The organism is Corynebacterium sp. (genome assembly GCF_030826625.1).
Lineage (GTDB): Bacteria > Actinomycetota > Actinomycetes > Mycobacteriales > Mycobacteriaceae > Corynebacterium.
In genome coordinates, this window is the sequence record NZ_JAPJNQ010000003.1 from 1 (window position 1) to 16,918 (window position 16,918).

Genomic DNA, 16,918 nt, shown 5'->3' on the forward strand with positions numbered 1-16,918 from the left:
TCACACAATAAAAACGGAGCTTTCTTGGCTCCCGCCCCAAGTTGCAACAGCACCCCGAAAAGTATTGCGCAACTTCATACTGACAAAAATAGAGCAGGCAGCAACAGTTACTACACAACCTAATATTTGCCATAGAGGGTAGTCACCAGGTGGTTCAGGTACATGCTGCGCCCCATAACTAGGCGCCCATGTCAACCAAACAATCGGGGCAAATACACCGGCTGCCGCACCACACATCAGCAATAACCAAACCGGATAAGAACGCTGAGGCTGGTCTATCCTCCGCTGCATCTTAGGGTTCGACGCCGATTGCTCTTCACGCAGAACTTTCCTCCGCGAAAACAAATAGCTGAGCCAAATGACGCCTCCGATTATCGTCGAAGGAACAACGCTGAACAATAACAGCAAGTTTAGAAAAATCGGGACATTAAAATTATCCACAATGACCTATTCTTTAAAAAATTACGATTCTCTTCGCTCCAACCCTTTTTCACATTATTTTAAATAGTTACCCAATCAAACCCTTTAACTCCGATTGTGTAACTATCCCGTATTCGAGCACAAGGGCCTGCCCGCAGCCACGTCAAAACACCGCGGACCACCCATCCTCTCATACTGGGCACAGATCGCACCACACACTCGGAACGGTTCTTCGCCGAAAAACCCTCAACATGGTTTATATCACTTTATCCAGTTGGAATGATTACCCTCATAATATAGTTTCCAGCCCAAAAAGCAAGAGTTTCAGCGAAGATCGATCAATAAAAACTGGGCTTCCCAACTACAACCTCCAACACGCTATATCCTGGGAACCTATGCGTCCCGAACTGCGCCATCCCCTGCACCACACACGCCGCCATGCCAGCTTAGCCCGGTCGATTCGCCTGCTGCGTTCTTTCGATTACGAGCAATCCCAGCCACGCAAATTTTATGAACCGCTGGCCCGTGATACCGCGCAACAACTGGCAGCAATCCACCAGGATGTGCACGGCACGGGGCTGGACAAGCTATCGGTGCTGGATGTCGGCGGTGGCCCCGGGTATTTTTCGGCGGCTTTCGCCGAGCACGGCGCGCACTATATTGGCTTGGAACCAGACGTTTCAGAAATGACTGCAGCCGGAATCACCTTGGATACCGCGGTTCGTGCTTCCGGCACAGCGCTGCCTTTTCGGGATAACAGCGTCGACATCGTCTATTCCTCCAACGTGGCCGAACACATCGCGCGCCCCTGGGAGATGGCCGAGGAAATGGTGCGGGTTGCACGCAACTTGGCGGTCATCAGTTACACGGTGTGGCTCGGGCCTTTCGGCGGGCACGAAACAGGGTTGTGGCCACATTATATCGGTGGGGATTTCGCCCGGCGTCGTTACGAACGCAAGCACGGGCATCCGCCAAAAAATATCTGGGGGCATTCGCTTTTCGACGTCTCCGCCCACGAAGGCCTCGGCTGGGCAGCCGAATGCGGCTACCATACCTACTGCTTCCCGCGCTACCACCCCAGCTGGGCCTGGTGGATTACGAAGCTACCCGGGCTGCGGGAGTTGGGCACTTCAAACCTGGTGATTGTGGTGGATAAGACGCGGAACAAGTTAAGGCTTAAATAACTTGACAACCAAACAGTTCGAACATCGTTTTAGTCATCATCAATTTTCTTCACACCTTTTTTCACAATTGGCCTAAGCGCATTCTTAATAGGTTGTGTAAGCATTTTCTTCGCAGCCACAGCAATTGCCCCACCAGGTATAGCACCAAAAACACAATCAACCGCTACGTCTACAGCAATATCTGCTGCTTCATCGACGGAAGCTCCCTGCTTGAGAGCATTCTGAATTTGAGTTTTTCCTGAGCCAGCCACCGCGCTTCCCGCGCATCCAACAATTGCACCGGCAGCCCACAAAGGCAATGCTCGAGTACTCACTGCACCATCAACATCAGAACGCGGAGATTCAGCAAGCTCTAGAAAATAATCACTTTGAGCACCAGTGAGTTTTCCAGAATTCTGCGCTTCTCGAATAATACGAACAAACTCTTCTGAAGCATGTTCAGCGTCCTGACGGGTAACCCCAATATTTGATAGGTCCGTCTCAGTTGGATTTCTTGGAAATTCATTTTCTAGCACATATGCTTGTTCATGATCAACTGTTGCGTTCGCGTGCCCATCAGAGATACCAGAAACAGCAAGAGTAAAAACGATTGGTACTGCCAAAGCCTTACGCTTTACTCAAGTTTTTGAACATACATACCCGAGCTTCCCTTCTCTTAGCTACAGTTGGTATGTATAACCAAACTAATATTCAGAGGCCAGAAAAGGAACGACCGATGCATGAGCGTTTTACTTTTGTTATAGTTTCGTTATCTTTACTTTCGTTATGCTTGCTTCATACAGCCGTCGATATGATGATCGCTGCCGACTCGCAAGCATCCATCCCGTTGATACTTTTCATTATTGCAGCACCAATTACAACATTTATTTATTTTGGAGGGAAAGCTCTGGGCCAGGAAATAAACCTCGGGATTATCGCTGGCAATGATGTTCGAATGTTTGTATTTTCTGCAATGCTATTCACAGCATTCATAACCCCTTCTTCAATCATGCACAACGAATCGCTATGGGATTGGGGGGTTGACATTCTAATCATTATATTATTATCGATTTTGACTACACGGTTTTTTAAACTTTTCATCAAACAACTAATTGACGATGAATTTGTTTAACAAGGCAAATCTAGGCGCCGCACTACGGCGGCACGTCTCAATCCGGGATGATCTTGTCTATCACTGCCGCTACGGCTATATGGATCAGGCTAGCAAGCAGTGCAAACCAGATATTTTCCGTAACGAAGAAATACAACACCGTTAACAAAACCAGTCCAATTACATTTCCTAAAGCCTGCGTATGAAATACCGATAGACCAGAGAGAAAATAAACCCCACGCGCGACCATACCCGCGAATCTATCAAGTGATAATCCAAGTGGCAGAGCAATACCCCCCCACTGCAGTGCAGAAGCAAAGCTGATTGTTACCAGTCCGCCTAAGGCATGCGTCACCCCTAATGCCGCTGCAAACGGAGCAGCTGCTATCAAGATAATCAGAGCTACCCCGGCAATGAAACTGGCGGAGCTTTTCAAGCTATCCAAAAAATCACAATCCAATCTGCAGCTGCATGGGCTTCTGTTGGTGGTACGGGCCTGACCCCGTTTGGCGGACACCTGATATCCAGGTTGGGAACCTACACACAAACCATTAGATAGCTCAACCGCAATTCTCCAGACTAGCTAAAAGTGAGAAGCCTCTGAGCAAAAAGCAGTTACTCAATGGCTCATGAGATACTCGCTATTAAGCATACCCATCTGAATTTGAGACCAATACCTACCATTATGGAATGTCGCCTCTCTACGAACCCCCTCCGTTTTGAAACCAAGGCGTTTATATACATGGACTGCCCGCAGGTTGAATTCCCAAACGCACAGTTCTACTTTGTTGGCGCGAAGCTCTTCGAAGGCAAATCGAAGAAGCACTCGAATGGCATCCGTTCCAAACCCCTGATCAACATGCTCGCCGCCGATGATGATTCCAATATTTCCGATCCGTACAACAGGGTCTATCCCCCAAAGAGTAACATGTCCAAGAAGTTGTCCAGTTTTAATTTCCTCTATGGAAAAGCCGAAGTCGCCCGAATTATTATTCTTGCTCCAAGAGCGAAACTGCTCTGCAACGGACATGTCTGAAGAAGGTGCGACCACACCGCTCTGATACGGTTTCCAAGCCGGATCGTTCCACCATGAAACCAACTTCGGCAAGTCTTTTTCGCTAAGCGAACGGAGACGAACCACGTCACCTCTCAAAAGGGACATTGAGTAGTCATGCAGATCGGCCATTATCTCACCTTACCAACTGTAAGTGAGTGAAGAGAAGTGGCTATGGACTCAGTAGTCCTTGAGGTTTCCTCTGCAATATCAAGTAGGGAAGAGACGGCTATCCGATCTTGCGTTGGAGAGCTCAAAGCGCGGGGAGAATACGGGACTGACCAGCAAATCGCGTCATGGCTCGCCGAATCCCTGAAAAGAACTCCCCGAAAGTCCCGACAGCGGTGGAGTTCGGGGAGCCTAGCACCCGATTCAGCGCCGTAGACCGCGTCCGCAACCAACGTTCGCGCAGCTCCTCCGCCGTGAGACTGTGCGGGCCTGCCGCGAGAAAGCCATCTGCGATCACACAGGCTTCCTGCGTACAGGTGTTGAGCAAAGAAGGCACAGCTCTACTTCCACTTCATCGCTCGCTGCGCCATCAACGTGAGTATCGCGGTCACAGCGACCAGATAGCCGAGCCCAATTCCAACGTCACCCCACGTCCCCTCGCCATTGAGCGGCATCGTCACGGCCTCGCGCATGTGGTAGATCGGAGTGTACGGTGCAGCCGTCTGCGCCCAGCTCGGAAGCGTCTCAATCGGCATCATGGCTCCACCGATCATTCCCAAGGGGATGATGATGGCGACCGCTGCCATGGAGACGCCGGCCATCGACGGCAGAATGATTCCGACGAGTACCCCAAGCATGAAGAAAAGCAGGAAGCCCAGGATCAAGGGCAGGAGTGCAATCGGCGCGGTCGCCTCCGGAGTCATGCCGAGTGCCATTGCGATGCCGAAGAGGGCAAGGGCCTGCGTTATCAGGAAGATCATGCCCGCCGTCGCCTGTGCGGCAATGACCGTGTTTGAGGAGATGGGGAAGCTCCGTAGGACGACGAACATTCCGTTTTCGCGCCACAGCGCAAGGTGGGTGGCGCCCGCGAAGATTCCCACGAAGGCCGCGCCGAAGGCCATGACGTTCGCGCTGATCGGCCCGGTGAGGTCCATTCCTTCGATACTGTCACCCATCGTCAACACGAGCGCAACGAGTAGGCCCGCCGGGAAGAGGAACGTAAAGATAAGGGTCGCCCAGTCGCGTAGGTCGTAGCGAAGAAGGACATTGGTTAATGCGCGGTATCTGGTCATGCTACGTAATCCCTTCCGGTGAGCTGGAGATAGACGTCCTCGAGGCGCCCATCGTGGACTTGGGCGTGCCGTGTATCGATCCCGCCTTCAGCGAGGCGCGCGAACAGAGCGGCCGTGTCGTGAGACCGAACCTCGAGCCCGTCTTTGGTGACCCGCACCGCGTCCGGGCCAAGAAGCGTCGCCACCGCATCCGCCTGGTGGAGAGCATTGGGGAGAATGACCGTCGAGCCGAGATCGGCCTCGGCGACGAGGCGGCTCGGGCTCGACGTCGTGAGAATCTTGCCCTGTTCGACGATCGACACCGTGTCACATAGCCGCTCAGCTTCGTCGAGGTAGTGCGTCGTATAAAGGGTGGTCATCTCCAGAAGATTGGTCGACTGGAGCAGGGAGACCAACGAGTACCTGGCTTCGGGATCGAGGCCTGCCGTCGGCTCGTCGAGGAAGAGGACTTTCGGCCGGTGCACAATCGCGGTGGCGACGGCGAGTCGCTGGCGCTCGCCCCCGGAGAGATTCTCCACTCTGGTGTCAGCCGCCTTCGCGAGGTTGAGGGCCACGATGAGCGTGTCGATCGTGGAGTGCTCTGCGCCCTGGATCGCACAGACCGCGCGAAGGTGCTCGCGGAGTGTCGTCTTCGGGAAGAACGCCGACTGCTGGGGCTGGATCCCGATCTGGGACAGCAGGGCTAGATTGCGCGGATAGGGCGACTGGCCGAGGACTCGGATCGTTCCTTCCGTCGGCTTTCGAAACCCTTGGATCGCGTTAAAGAGCGTCGTCTTGCCCGCCCCGTTTGGACCGATGATCCCGTGGAACGAACCTTCTTCCACCTGGAGGTCGAGGTGGGAAAGAATCGTCTTCCCCTTAATGACGACGCTTACGTCGCGTACGTCAACTGCATAGTCAGTCACGTGTGACCTTTCTCGAGTGCTGTTGCGGTGGGTGGGATACGGACATCTGTGAGCGTATCCCACCCACCCCGGAACCGAAGTGAATCACTTCGAGTTGCTTCGTCAACCGTGGAGAACTCCAGGATCGTGTTCGAATAACTGTGCGTGATACATTCCTGTTACATCGAACTGCCTGCAGTTTGATGAGAGACGAGCGTCTTTGCCTGTTTCGCCCGTCGCCCGCCAGATTGTGCGGCTGATAGAAGCGGTCGGACTGGTGGAAAAGCCTCATTAGCGACTAAATGTGGGTGCTCCGGTGGGTCAATCTTTAGGATTCCATGCCTGATGCGCACAGGAGCATTAACCATCGATGAAGACGCTTTAGTTTGTACGCCCGCAATGCCAACACCGTCCACTGACGAGGTGAGAGCTGCAAAATCTTGCAGTCTCACATCTCCCATGACCAGTGACTTTTGCTCTTGAGGTTTCGTGCCTTCAGGAACTACTTGCACATCGCCAGGTAAATCATTGCCTATTGCCAATATCAAGCTTAACTCATCATCAGAAGAAGTTTTCACAGCTTTCCGCAGCACGGTGAGACGGTGCCCTTCAGGCAACAACCCTGCAAAAAAGCTCGGCAATCCTCCACCCGGCATCGTCACTGATGCAGAATTAACCGGCAAGGTAGTCGCTACAGGCGCCCCGGAATACTCTCCGACATAAGTAAACGAGAGAACCCCTACTTGGTCTTTAACTATTTTCCCGGCTAAGACACCATTTTTATATACATCAGCGTGCGTGATTCGTTTCAGACTTTCCATTACCGTACGTCCAGCTCCAAGCCGAGAGTTTCCAAGGTAGCCAAAACAGCCTTCACACTGGGGCTACCAGTACCCTTCTCAATTTCACGCAACGTGCGATCAGAGATCCCAATCTTCAAGGCAAGTTGGGGTTGGGTGAGCATGTATTCCTTACGGGTACGCCGGATTACGCTGCCCAGTTTCCGCGCTTGCATCGCACTATCAGCAGGTTGCAAACAACCAGCTCCAACGTGAGGGCCAGACATCAGGACGGAAAGATCCTTCCGTTTAGGTGTATTTTTAAGTTAAATCCTAGTACAGAAAACCAAGATCGGAAAGATTCTTCCGTTAGTGTTCTTCATCGCCCACGTTTTCACATACAAAAAGCGCAAACGGAATAATCCTTCCGTTTGCGCTCAAACGCCAAGCCCCAGGCAGGAAGCTCTATCTCAGCGCTTCCCTGCTCTAGCCCTAGGCAGGCAACAGAGCAGAATGCCAGATTTACTTCGCTGCAGAAGCTTCCTCAATACGCGACTTCAAGGCCTCAAACTGCTCCAAAACCTCATCTGGAACCCGTGAGCCCAAGAAGTTGAGGTACTCAGCGTTATCGTCGACATCGCTGGACCACTCTGCCGGGTCCACAGCCAGGGCCTCTTTAACCTCATCCAGGCTGGTCTCCAAACCGGTCAGGTCCAAATCCTCAGCACGCGCGGTATTACCCACGATGGTCTTTTCTGCGCCGACCTTGCCATCAACACGCTCGGTGATCCACTTTAGAACACGGGAATTTTCGCCGAAACCAGGCCAGATGATCTTGCCTTCGTCGTTCTTGCGGAACCAGTTGACCAGGAAGATCGACGGCATCAGGTCGCCGCCCTTCTTACCCATGTCAATCCAGTGCTGCAGGTATTCACCAGCGTTGTAGCCCATGAACGGCAACATCGCCATTGGGTCGTGGCGCAGCGCACCGACGGTTCCCTCGGCAGCGGCAGTCTGGCCGGAAGCCAGCAGCGAACCGATCATGGTGCCGTGTTCCCAATCGAAAGCCTCGGTAACCAGCGGGATGGTGTCGGCACGACGTCCACCGAACAGGATGGCGTCGATCTTCACGCCGCGCCAGTCGTCGTATTCCGGGGCAGCGACAGGGCACTGGGAAATTGGCACGCAGTAACGGGAGTTCGGGTGCGCAGCCTTCTCCGCAGAATCCGGGGTCCAGTCATTACCCTTCCAGTCAATCAGGTGCTCTGGGGCTTCCCCATCCATGCCTTCCCACCAGACGTCGCCGTCGTCGGTCAGCGCAACGTTAGTGAACAGGGTATTGCCTGGTTCGATAGTGCGCATCGCAATAGGGTTGGATGCATAGTTGGTGCCCGGCGCGACGCCGAAGAAGCCGTTTTCTGGGTTCACGGCATACAGACCATCTTCGCGCAGGTGCATCCACGCGATATCGTCACCGACTACCTCTGCGGACCAGCCATCCAGAGTTGGGGTGATCATGGCCAGGTTGGTCTTGCCACAAGCGGATGGGAAGGCGGCGGCAACGTTGTAGTTTTTACCTTCTGGGCTGGTCAGCTTCAGGATGAGCATGTGCTCAGCCATCCAGCCTTCTTCTTTCGCCATAACCGAAGCGATGCGCAGCGCGTAGCACTTCTTCGCCAAAATGGCGTTGCCACCGTAGCCGGAGCCGTAGGACCAGATTTCTTTGCTCTCCGGGAACTGGGTGATGTACTTGGTTTCATTGCATGGCCAGGCAACATCTTCCTCGCCTGGTTCCAGCGGGGCACCCACGGAGTGTAAGCAGCGCACGAAGGAGCCTTCGTCGCCAAGCTTATCCAGGACTTCCGTGCCCATGCGGGTCATGATGCGCATGGACATGACGACGTACGCCGAGTCCGTCAGCTGGATGCCCAGTTTTGGATCCGGATCATTGATCGGACCCATGCAAAAAGGAACGACGTACATGCGGCGGCCTTTCATTGCGCCGGTATAAACGTCGACCATTTCCTCTTTCATGGCCTGCGGCGGGGCCCAGTTATTGGTTGGGCCGGCACCTTCCTGGTCTTCGGTACAGATAAAGGTGCGCGATTCCACGCGAGCAACGTCCGATGGGTTCGAGCGTGCTAGGTAGCTGTTCGGACGCTTTTCCTCATTGAGCTTGATGAGGGTACCTGCGTCGACGAGTTCTTCTGCAAGCCGATCCCATTCTTGTTGCGAACCATCGACGAATACGACGTCGTCTGGCTGGAACATTGCAACGGCGTCGTTGATCCAGTTGATCAATTCTTTGTTCTGCGTTGGCGCTTCACCAACAAGTCCCGTGATTGGGGCGCTCATTTAGACTCCTGATCGGTCACTACAGCAGGTTGGACATGCCCCAGGGTAGCGACTACCAGGGGTGAAAGGTAATAACCACATATAAGCGTGTGCGCACGCACCGCCACTACCCCTGCTTATCCACATTTTAGTCTTTTGTAATGTGTATTTTCCACCCTATTCTGGGGGTAACTGAGCCTGGATCGCAGCTGCCGTCGATACTGCAGCACGTTTCCGCCTCCACAAAACTACCCCGAATTGTTCTGTCAGTTTTGACGGTGAACAATAGAGTGCAATGAATAATGACATGAATACACCGAATAACGAGATGAATACAGAAAATACTGCAGAATCACGCGGCATCGGCGAATTCCCCCCTGGGCGCCCACCGCAAACCAATTTCAACGAAGTCTTCAACAATGACCTCGACTACCCGCGCCTAGGTACCGTGACCTTCCGCCGCGGCTCGCTCAGCGACAACCAGCTGGCCACGTTTGAAAAGCACTGGGGCGAGCTTGGTGCGATGCTTTCCGACGAACGCATCGACACCGACGCCTGGTTCGGCCGCAGCGGGGCACCGACGATCGTCGAAATCGGCTCCGGCACCGGCACCTCCACCGCGGCGATGGCGCCACAAGAAGCCGATACCAATATTATTGCCGTCGAATTATATAAGCCTGGTCTGGCAAAGCTGCTGGGCCAGGTGGTGCGCGAAGAGATCCCGAATATCCGCATGATCCGCGGCGATGGCATGGAAGTGCTGATGCGCATGTTCGCCCCAGAATCACTCGACGGCATACGCGTGTTCTTCCCCGACCCGTGGCCGAAAGCCAAGCACCACAAGCGCCGCATCATCCAATCCGGCCCGCTGAACCTGTTCGCCTCCCGGCTGAAGCCCGGCGGGGTGCTGCACGTGGCAACCGACCATGCGGACTATGCCGAGTGGATCAACGAGCTTGTCGACGTCGAACCGCAGCTAGAATACAAAGGTTGGCCGTGGCCAGAATGCCCACAGTTGACCGACCGCCAGCTGATCACCAAATTCGAAGGCAAAGGCCTAGAAAAAGACCACAATATTACTGAATACTTGTGGGTGAAGCGCTAGGCAGAAACGCCGGCAGGACCCGTAGCAGCCGTACGACATGTACAGCACGTACAGCTGCACACCCCATAGCCTCATAAACCCGAAAAATACGAGAAATACTGGATATCCCGAAAAATGGACGCACATACCGCACACACCGCGCAGAATCACTCTGCGCCCACTAGTTCAGCGCACAACAACACCCTGCTGATGATCTGGGACGCACCGAACCTGGACATGGGGCTGGGCTCCATCCTGGGTGGCCGCCCCACCGCTAATTCTCGCCCGCGTTTCGACGCCGTCGGCCGGTGGATCCTCGAAATCGCCGACGAAGACAATCTCACCCCAGAAGCCTGTGTGTTCACCAACGTCTCTCCAGGCGGTGCGGAAGTCATCCGCCCCTGGGTCGAAGCACTGCGCAACGTCGGCTATGCGGTGTTCGCGAAACCGAAAATTACTGAAGAATCCGACGTAGACCCGGATATGGTCGCCCACATCCGGCAGCGCTTCGAAGAAGGCAGCTTGAGCGAAGTCATCGTCGCGTCTGCCGACGGCCAGAATTTCCAAGAGCTGCTCGAAGAACTCATCGACGCCGGAATTCCTGCCACCGTGCTCGGCTTCCAGGAGCACTGTTCGTGGGCTGTGAGCCACGAAGACATCGGTTTTGTGGACCTGGAAGATATTGAAGGGGTCTTCCTCGAACCACTGCCTCGGGTTAGTCTGGATTCGCTACCGGAAGAAGGCGCTTGGCTCGCACCCTTCCGCCCGCTGTCGTCACTGTTGTCTAACCGTTAGGAACCGGCATGTTTTTCAGGTGGGGGCAGTTTTCCTATGCCCATCGCAGAATCATCCCGCTGCTGATCATCGCGGCTATCGCCGTGGTCTTCGCGGTTTTTGGCACCAAGCTCGACGATCGCCTGAGCCAGGAAGGCTGGGAAGACCCGCGCGCGGCGTCCACCACCGCCGCGGAGATCGAGGCCGACACCTTCGGCCGAGACCGCAACGGCGATGTCATCTTGTTGTTCGACAACCCGCAAGAAAACCTAGATAAAGCCCGCGCCCACCTGGATTACCTGCAGGAACAATATCCCGGCCAGATCGCGCAGGTCACCAGCTATTTCGATACCCGCAACCCGAACCTGCTTTCCGACGACGGCTCTGTCGCGTTCGCTGCCATCGGATTAGCCGGTGACGACGAGCAAACTCTGCGTGATTTCCGCACCATCGAAGACGATCTCACCGGGGCTGAAACCGCCCGCGACCTCGATATTGAAGTCGCCGGTGCCACGGCCGTCGCCGATGCACTGGATGAGGGCATGGCGCACGATATTTCGGTAGCAGAACGCGCTGCCCTACCCCTGGTTGGCCTGCTGCTGTTGTTCGTGTTCGGTTCCGTCGTCGCGGCTTTCATGCCGCTGATCGTCGGCGCGCTGTCGATCATGGGCTCCATCGGCATCTTGTCAGTATTGGCCGGGTTCATCCAGGTCAACGTGTTTTCGCAGGCCGTCGTCACGCTGCTTGGTCTGGGCCTAGCCATCGACTACGGGCTGTTTATGGTCTCGCGTTTCCGTGAAGAGCTCGATAAAGGCCGCGACACGCGCACCGCCGTCGCGATCACCACCGCCACTGCCGGGCAAACGGTGGTTTTTTCCGCGCTCATGGTGGCCGTGGCAATTTCCAGCCTGCTGATTTTCCCGCAGGCCTTTTTGAAGTCCGTGGCCTATGGCGCAATTTCCGCCGTCGGCCTAGCGGCGCTGCTCTCGGTGACCGTGCTGCCAGCGATTTTCGGCATGCTCGGCCACAACATCGACAAATGGACGGTACGCAAAACCAAACGCTCCCGCCCGATCGAAGAAACCTTTTGGTACCGCGTGCCACGCTGGGCCATGAGCAAAGCCCGCTGGTTCACCGTTGGCATTACCGCGTTGTTGCTCGCGCTGACCATCCCGCTGTTGGGTGTCAACTTCGGCGGCATCAACGAGACTTATCTGCCACCAAGCCACGAAACCCGCCAGGCACAGGATCGTTTCAACGAGGAATTCCCGGAACACCGCACCGAGCCCATCAAACTTGTAGTCAAGGGGGCCGAAAACCAGCAGCTTGTCGACGTCGTCTTGCAAGCCCGTGAGATCGAGGGGTTGACCTCCCCGATGGCTCCGTCCAACCAAACAGTCGACGGAACCACGATCTTGAGCGCGGGAATTGCCGACCGCGACGATAATGCGGATGTGATCGAGCAACTGCGCGCGATTGAAGCACCGGACGGCGTCGAGCTCTACGTCGGCGGCACGCCGGCGATGGAAGTCGAATCGCTGGAAGCACTGTTTGAAAAACTGCCGTGGATGGCGCTGTATGTCATCGTCGCTACCTTCTTGCTGATGGCCGCGGTGTTCGGCTCGCTGATCATCCCGGCAAAAGCCATCATCATGACGGTGCTGACCTTAGGCGCCACCCTGGGTATCTTGACCGGAATGTTCGTGCTCGGCGCTGGTTCCGGCCTGTTGGATTTCTCGCCTGGCCCACTGATGAGCCCGATCCTGGTGCTGATCATCGCCATCATTTATGGCTTGTCGACGGACTACGAGGTCTTTTTAGTCTCGCGCATGGTGGAAGCCCGCAAGCGTGGAGCGTCAACCGACGACGCCATCAACTACGGCACCGCGCACACCGGCCACATCATTACGGCAGCCGCGCTGATCATGATTGTGGTGGCTGGCGCGTTCGGCTTCTCCGATATCGTGATGATGAAATACATCGCCTTCGGCATGATCTTCGCGCTCTTCCTGGATGCCACTATCGTGCGCATGTTCCTCGTACCAGCCGTGATGCACCTGCTGCGCGAAGACAACTGGTGGGCACCAGCCTTCGTGCACCGAATTTATGAGCGCATGGGGCACGGCGCATACGAAGAGACCGTGGTCCCGGCTGGGCGAATGGCGGATGCTTCCGGCCCGGACGATGATCTTGCCTCAGAAAACGACCTTGGCCCGGAAGACGACCATGAGCAGTACGAGCTTGCCTCGGACGACGACTATGAGCAGTACGAGGAGCAGTACGAGCTGGATGAACCGCACGAGCTGCATGAATCCGAAGTCGTCGCCGACAACAAAGCCATTCGCAGCGGACGCACCACTGACCAAGACAGCGACCTGATTCCATTCGCGGAGCTGATGAAGCGCCTAGAAAACGACAAGTAGACGGGGCCGCAACGATGAAGAGCACAGTAGGCAAATGGCTGCGGTGGATACTGCCCCTAGCAGTACTCGTCGTCATGGGTGTTTTCTTCCGCGACGAGCTAGATTTTTTGAGCGATGGTTTCCGCACCCTTCGTCACGCGCAACCTTGGCCCATCGTCGTCGTGTTTATCACCTTTGCTTTTTCCCTATTGGCAATGGCCGAGGTGATGCGCAAATTGTTTGTCGCCGGTGGTGTGCCCGTCTCGTTTAAAGAGTGCAACAACATTGTCTTCGCCTCGAATGCCTGGTCGACGACACTTCCCGGTGGTCCTGCGTTTGCCGCGATCTTGACGTATAAAGTGCAGCGCGCTTGGGGCGCGTCCGTGGTACTGTGTGGCTGGTTTTTTGTGCTGTCTTCTGCGATTTCCACGCTGTGGGTCGTGTTGATCGGTTTTACCGGGGTCTTTTTCTGGGGCGCGGATGTGGCGTTGTGGTCATTAGTAGTATCCCTGGCGTTGATGCTGGGTCTGTGCGGAGGCCTGTACTGGGCTTCCTGCAATACCCGGGCCGTGGAGCGGTGGATTAACAACCTGCCGTGGAAAAAGACTGACAAGCTGGTCAAACACATTAACAAGCTCGACCAAGTGTCCTTGACTCTGAGCCAATTTTCCTGGGTCACTGTCATGGCGTTTTTCAACCGAGCTTTCGACGCCATCTCGTTGTGGGCTTGCGCCTGGGCCGTGACCGGTAATATGCCTTCTTTCTGGCCTGCCGACGACCACACCACCATCATGGGCATTAGCGTCGCGTTTATTACCGCCAAGCTGGCGGGTTCCGCGCAAATCACCCCGGCGGGCGTCGGCACCGTGGAGATCGCGATTATCACCGCGCTAGTGGCCACCGGCATGACGGCCGTCGATGCCACTGGCACCGTGCTGGTCTACCGGCTGATCACCTTCGTTTTCTACAGCGCAATCGGCTGGGTCATCTACTTCGCCTACTACGCGCGCAAGGGCATGTCCTATGCGGCGCTGCGCCAGACTGATTCAGAAGAAACCAGCGACGTAAAATAACTGGCATGTCGGGAAACATACGCCACCGCGTTATCATCCGATTAATTAGGTCACAATTGCAGTAATCAATCGTTCAACAACATAAAAGTTTACATCTAAGCCTTGACGAAAATCGGACAAAGCTCTACGGTAAATTTTATTAACTCGAAGGATACTAAAGTAAGGGATGGTGTTTATTTAAGTTACCGCCAGTGAAGCTGCGGCAGTTAATGGAGGAGAACAGGCTGTAAGCCTTCTTCTTGAAATCTTTTCAATTGATAGCGTTATAGACGGTTGTTTCAACGATTAAGAAAAACCAATTAGATCCATGCGCAAACCTAACGAAGCCCTCTTTTACATCGGCGTCGCAAGTCTATTAATCGCATCGATCACAGCCGAAGTTACCGAAGGTTCCATATTCACCTATGCAGTGATTATTTTGCTCATGTCCATTTCCTTCGCCTGCGGCATAACCTATCTTCGCCAGGAGTTGAGGCATAAGACGGACAAGCACTAGGAGCATGCCCCAACCTTGCTTTATATTTATGCGCTGCGACGTAAAATAACTGGCATGTCGATGTCTACCCGCCACACACTTGCCCGTCCGATCATCTTCGATGCCATCGCGCTGGCAGTTTTCGCCTTACTCGCACGTATTGCCCACCAGTCTGCAGACATGCCGCTGTCTTTCGTGGGCTGGTTGTCCACACTGTGGCCATTCCTTATTGGGCTGGGCCTCGGCTGGTTATTGCTTTCCCGCGCGACGAACCTGACGAAGGTTAGTGGTGCGCGCAACGGCCGTGGGGCGGCCATCGTGTGGTTGTGCACCGTCATCGTGGGGCTGGTCATCTGGGCGTTGCGTAATGGGGCGGTGCCGCACTGGTCATTCGTGTTGGTCGCCAGTGCGACGTCCGCACTGTTCATGTTCGGTTGGCGCGCTGCCATCGCGCTGGCCGGTTCCCGCAAATGATACCGTTTGCCGACGCTGCTCCCGCCTGCTGTGCCGACGCATCCGCACCAAGTCAGCGACATACACCGCCACAGCCACCCAAATGATGATGAAGCCGATCCAGCGCTGCTGCGACATCGGCTCTTGCGTAATAAACAACGCCCACAGCATCAGAATCGTCGGGGTAAGGTACTGCAGCATGCCGATCGTCGACAACGGCAGCATGTGTGCACCGCGGGCATAAAACAGCAGCGGGGTGGCGGTGACCAGACCACACGACATCATCAGCAGGGTGTGCCCCCAGCCTTCACTGGCGAAAGTGGATTGTTGCTCTGGGTGCACGCTGATATATGCCACATAGCCCAGCGCGAATGGCAGCATGATCATCGTTTCTGCCCCGACGGAGAAAAACGCGGACACGGCGACTTTCTTTTTCAGCAGGCCATAGGTACCAAAGCTGAAGGCCAGCGCGAGTGCAATCACTGGTGGCTGGCCGCTCAGGAACGTCAAATACACCACGGCTACGGCCGCGATAGCCACGGCCACCATCTGCCAACGGCGTAGGTGCTCGCGCAGAATCAACACGCCAAGAGCCACCGAAACCAACGGGTTCATGTAATAACCCAGTGAGGCATCAGCGACGTGATCATTCATCACCGCCACCACGTAGGTGCCCCAATTCACGGTGATCACCACGCCAGCAGCAGTCAAACGCCACCAGGTAGCCGCGCGCACCTCATAGATTTCGCGCCATCGGCCGGTCACCAACAAAATTCCCACCATCAACACCGCAGTCCAGATGATGCGGTGCGCCAGAATCTCGAGCGGGCTAGCAGGATCCAACAGTGGGAAGAACGCGGGAAACACGCCCCACAGCACATAGGCGGCGACGATATATTGCATTCCACTACCGTAGCCGGGAATCAATCGTGCCGACGACTAGCTGAACGAAGACTGCCCCAACAAATTGATTTAATCTTGACTGGTACCTAAGGTGCCAAATGCACAGGGCTGCTAGATTAGACTTAGGTGATGATCATGAGTACTGATATGGATAAACAGAACAAAATTCATGGCGTAACATGGGGAATGCTAGGCCTATGCTGCGTATCCTTTTTGATTGTCGTAGTTTCTATAGCAACCGGACACACAAAAGGATTCACCAGCGCACTGATTATGCTGGCAGGCTCTGCAGGAATATTATCATCCCAAGTGATGAGCAAAGTTGTGGAAAAAAGGAATGGACAACCATTACCCCTACCCTTCTTAGCCATCAATTCTGCACTAACATTCGCGTTAGTATATTTTTTAATCTCCATGTTCGCGTGATTAAAGCTTGACGCCGGTGCCTGAGGGAAGCAAAATTAGGAAAAGTTTTACTAAGTCGAGCACCGGGATGTGTCACAAGTGAAATCTGCGCGTTTACTAGGCTGGGGTGCAACATTTGCTGCCTTTGTCGGTAGCTATTTGCTATGGATCATTGGTAAAGACTGGTGGTGGCCCTCAGTGGCTATCACTGGTACAGCGATAGCCGCAATTTGCGCGCTTAACTGTTATCTGGCACATAAAACAAAGAAATACGACTTGTATATCGCTGCATTGCTGTCAGCACTATCACCAGTTCTTATCATTACTATCGCATTCGGCTTCTTTTTCTCCGGCCCACCTACA

General features: G+C 54.6%; 19 protein-coding genes. 9 read left to right on the plus strand and 10 right to left on the minus strand.

Going from position 1 to position 16,918, the window contains the following annotated elements:
• Complete coding sequence (locus tag RCH87_RS00740) at positions 1–441, minus strand: hypothetical protein (protein WP_126844759.1); 441 nt, start codon at positions 439–441, stop codon at positions 1–3.
• A gap of 374 nt (positions 442–815) precedes the next feature.
• On the opposite strand from RCH87_RS00740, the gene RCH87_RS00745 reads away from it, so the two are divergent.
• Complete coding sequence (locus RCH87_RS00745; RefSeq protein ID WP_306514837.1) at positions 816–1,604, plus strand: class I SAM-dependent methyltransferase; 789 nt, start codon at positions 816–818, stop codon at positions 1,602–1,604.
• A gap of 29 nt (positions 1,605–1,633) precedes the next feature.
• On the opposite strand, the gene RCH87_RS00750 is transcribed toward RCH87_RS00745, so the two are convergent.
• A complete protein-coding gene (locus RCH87_RS00750) occupies positions 1,634–2,206 on the minus strand; it encodes a hypothetical protein (RefSeq protein ID WP_306514838.1) in 573 nt (190 codons plus the stop codon).
• A gap of 113 nt (positions 2,207–2,319) precedes the next feature.
• Between RCH87_RS00750 and RCH87_RS00755 the strand changes: the two genes are divergently transcribed.
• On the plus strand, positions 2,320–2,715 hold the full coding sequence (locus tag RCH87_RS00755; protein WP_306514839.1) for a hypothetical protein: 396 nt from the start codon (positions 2,320–2,322) through the stop codon (positions 2,713–2,715).
• A 37-nt stretch (positions 2,716–2,752) separates the two neighbouring features.
• Here RCH87_RS00755 and RCH87_RS00760 read toward each other — a convergent pair whose 3' ends face one another.
• The 7 genes from RCH87_RS00760 to RCH87_RS00790 all read right to left on the minus strand — a co-directional run bounded on the left by RCH87_RS00760 (position 2,753) and on the right by RCH87_RS00790 (position 9,007).
• Complete coding sequence (locus tag RCH87_RS00760) at positions 2,753–3,139, minus strand: hypothetical protein (RefSeq protein ID WP_306514840.1); 387 nt, start codon at positions 3,137–3,139, stop codon at positions 2,753–2,755.
• A gap of 174 nt (positions 3,140–3,313) precedes the next feature.
• A complete protein-coding gene (locus RCH87_RS00765) occupies positions 3,314–3,880 on the minus strand; it encodes a GNAT family N-acetyltransferase (protein WP_306514841.1) in 567 nt (188 codons plus the stop codon).
• A 377-nt stretch (positions 3,881–4,257) separates the two neighbouring features.
• On the minus strand, positions 4,258–4,989 hold the full coding sequence (locus RCH87_RS00770; protein ID WP_306514842.1) for an ABC transporter permease: 732 nt from the start codon (positions 4,987–4,989) through the stop codon (positions 4,258–4,260).
• Positions 4,986–5,894 carry an ABC transporter ATP-binding protein gene (locus tag RCH87_RS00775; protein WP_306514843.1) on the minus strand — a complete coding sequence of 303 codons (909 nt, stop codon included), beginning with the start codon at positions 5,892–5,894 and terminating at the stop codon, positions 4,986–4,988. Before RCH87_RS00775 ends, RCH87_RS00770 begins: the two co-directional genes overlap by 4 nt.
• Positions 5,895–6,052: 158 nt before the next feature.
• Entirely contained in the window at positions 6,053–6,694 is a 642-nt protein-coding gene (locus tag RCH87_RS00780) for a type II toxin-antitoxin system HipA family toxin (RefSeq protein WP_306514844.1), read from the minus strand.
• Positions 6,694–6,939, minus strand: a complete 246-nt coding sequence (locus tag RCH87_RS00785; protein ID WP_306514845.1) for a helix-turn-helix domain-containing protein — start codon at positions 6,937–6,939, stop codon at positions 6,694–6,696. Before RCH87_RS00785 ends, RCH87_RS00780 begins: the two co-directional genes overlap by 1 nt.
• A 235-nt stretch (positions 6,940–7,174) precedes the next feature.
• Complete coding sequence (locus RCH87_RS00790) at positions 7,175–9,007, minus strand: phosphoenolpyruvate carboxykinase (GTP) (RefSeq protein ID WP_306514846.1); 1,833 nt, start codon at positions 9,005–9,007, stop codon at positions 7,175–7,177.
• A gap of 307 nt (positions 9,008–9,314) precedes the next feature.
• Between RCH87_RS00790 and trmB the strand changes: the two genes are divergently transcribed.
• The 5 genes from trmB (at position 9,315) to RCH87_RS00815 (ending at position 15,268) form a co-directional block, all read left to right on the plus strand.
• Positions 9,315–10,091: a tRNA (guanosine(46)-N7)-methyltransferase TrmB gene (trmB, locus tag RCH87_RS00795; RefSeq protein WP_306514895.1), complete on the plus strand. Its 777-nt coding sequence runs from the start codon at positions 9,315–9,317 to the stop codon at positions 10,089–10,091.
• Positions 10,092–10,205: 114 nt separating this feature from the next.
• On the plus strand, positions 10,206–10,865 hold the full coding sequence (locus RCH87_RS00800) for an NYN domain-containing protein (RefSeq protein WP_306514848.1): 660 nt from the start codon (positions 10,206–10,208) through the stop codon (positions 10,863–10,865).
• An 8-nt stretch (positions 10,866–10,873) separates the two neighbouring features.
• On the plus strand, positions 10,874–13,267 hold the full coding sequence (locus RCH87_RS00805; protein WP_306514849.1) for an MMPL family transporter: 2,394 nt from the start codon (positions 10,874–10,876) through the stop codon (positions 13,265–13,267).
• Between the two features lie 14 nt (positions 13,268–13,281).
• The gene (locus RCH87_RS00810) at positions 13,282–14,319 is read left to right on the plus strand and encodes a YbhN family protein (protein WP_306514850.1); all 1,038 of its coding nucleotides are present in this window, start codon (positions 13,282–13,284) and stop codon (positions 14,317–14,319) included.
• 550 nt (positions 14,320–14,869) lie between these two features.
• On the plus strand, positions 14,870–15,268 hold the full coding sequence (locus RCH87_RS00815) for a DUF3054 domain-containing protein (RefSeq protein WP_306514851.1): 399 nt from the start codon (positions 14,870–14,872) through the stop codon (positions 15,266–15,268).
• On the opposite strand, the gene rarD is transcribed toward RCH87_RS00815, so the two are convergent.
• On the minus strand, positions 15,182–16,150 hold the full coding sequence (gene rarD, locus RCH87_RS00820) for an EamA family transporter RarD (RefSeq protein ID WP_306514852.1): 969 nt from the start codon (positions 16,148–16,150) through the stop codon (positions 15,182–15,184). The two genes, RCH87_RS00815 and rarD, sit on opposite strands and share 87 nt — an antisense overlap.
• A 135-nt stretch (positions 16,151–16,285) precedes the next feature.
• Between rarD and RCH87_RS00825 the strand changes: the two genes are divergently transcribed.
• Positions 16,286–16,576 (plus strand): hypothetical protein, encoded by a 291-nt coding sequence (locus RCH87_RS00825; RefSeq protein WP_306514854.1) that lies wholly within the window; start codon positions 16,286–16,288, stop codon positions 16,574–16,576.
• A gap of 69 nt (positions 16,577–16,645) precedes the next feature.
• Positions 16,646–16,918 (plus strand): hypothetical protein (locus RCH87_RS00830; protein WP_306514855.1); only part of this gene is annotated, 273 nt, incomplete at its 3' end.

What these genes read in the sequence shown, in the direction of transcription:
- RCH87_RS00765 (WP_306514841.1), bottom strand. Translation starts at nt 3,880, where the DNA reads ATGGCCGATCTGCATGACTACTCAATGTCCCTTTTGAGAGGTGACGTG.
- trmB (WP_306514895.1), top strand. Translation starts at nt 9,315, where the DNA reads ATGAATACAGAAAATACTGCAGAATCACGCGGCATCGGCGAATTCCCC.
- RCH87_RS00805 (WP_306514849.1), top strand. Translation starts at nt 10,874, where the DNA reads ATGTTTTTCAGGTGGGGGCAGTTTTCCTATGCCCATCGCAGAATCATC.
- RCH87_RS00780 (WP_306514844.1), bottom strand. Translation starts at nt 6,694, where the DNA reads ATGGAAAGTCTGAAACGAATCACGCACGCTGATGTATATAAAAATGGT.
- RCH87_RS00745 (WP_306514837.1), top strand. Translation starts at nt 816, where the DNA reads ATGCGTCCCGAACTGCGCCATCCCCTGCACCACACACGCCGCCATGCC.
- RCH87_RS00790 (WP_306514846.1), bottom strand. Translation starts at nt 9,007, where the DNA reads ATGAGCGCCCCAATCACGGGACTTGTTGGTGAAGCGCCAACGCAGAAC.
- RCH87_RS00800 (WP_306514848.1), top strand. Translation starts at nt 10,206, where the DNA reads ATGGACGCACATACCGCACACACCGCGCAGAATCACTCTGCGCCCACT.
- RCH87_RS00810 (WP_306514850.1), top strand. Translation starts at nt 13,282, where the DNA reads ATGAAGAGCACAGTAGGCAAATGGCTGCGGTGGATACTGCCCCTAGCA.
- RCH87_RS00755 (WP_306514839.1), top strand. Translation starts at nt 2,320, where the DNA reads ATGCATGAGCGTTTTACTTTTGTTATAGTTTCGTTATCTTTACTTTCG.
- rarD (WP_306514852.1), bottom strand. Translation starts at nt 16,150, where the DNA reads ATGCAATATATCGTCGCCGCCTATGTGCTGTGGGGCGTGTTTCCCGCG.
- RCH87_RS00815 (WP_306514851.1), top strand. Translation starts at nt 14,870, where the DNA reads ATGTCGATGTCTACCCGCCACACACTTGCCCGTCCGATCATCTTCGAT.
- RCH87_RS00825 (WP_306514854.1), top strand. Translation starts at nt 16,286, where the DNA reads ATGAGTACTGATATGGATAAACAGAACAAAATTCATGGCGTAACATGG.
- RCH87_RS00785 (WP_306514845.1), bottom strand. Translation starts at nt 6,939, where the DNA reads ATGTCTGGCCCTCACGTTGGAGCTGGTTGTTTGCAACCTGCTGATAGT.
- RCH87_RS00770 (WP_306514842.1), bottom strand. Translation starts at nt 4,989, where the DNA reads ATGACCAGATACCGCGCATTAACCAATGTCCTTCTTCGCTACGACCTA.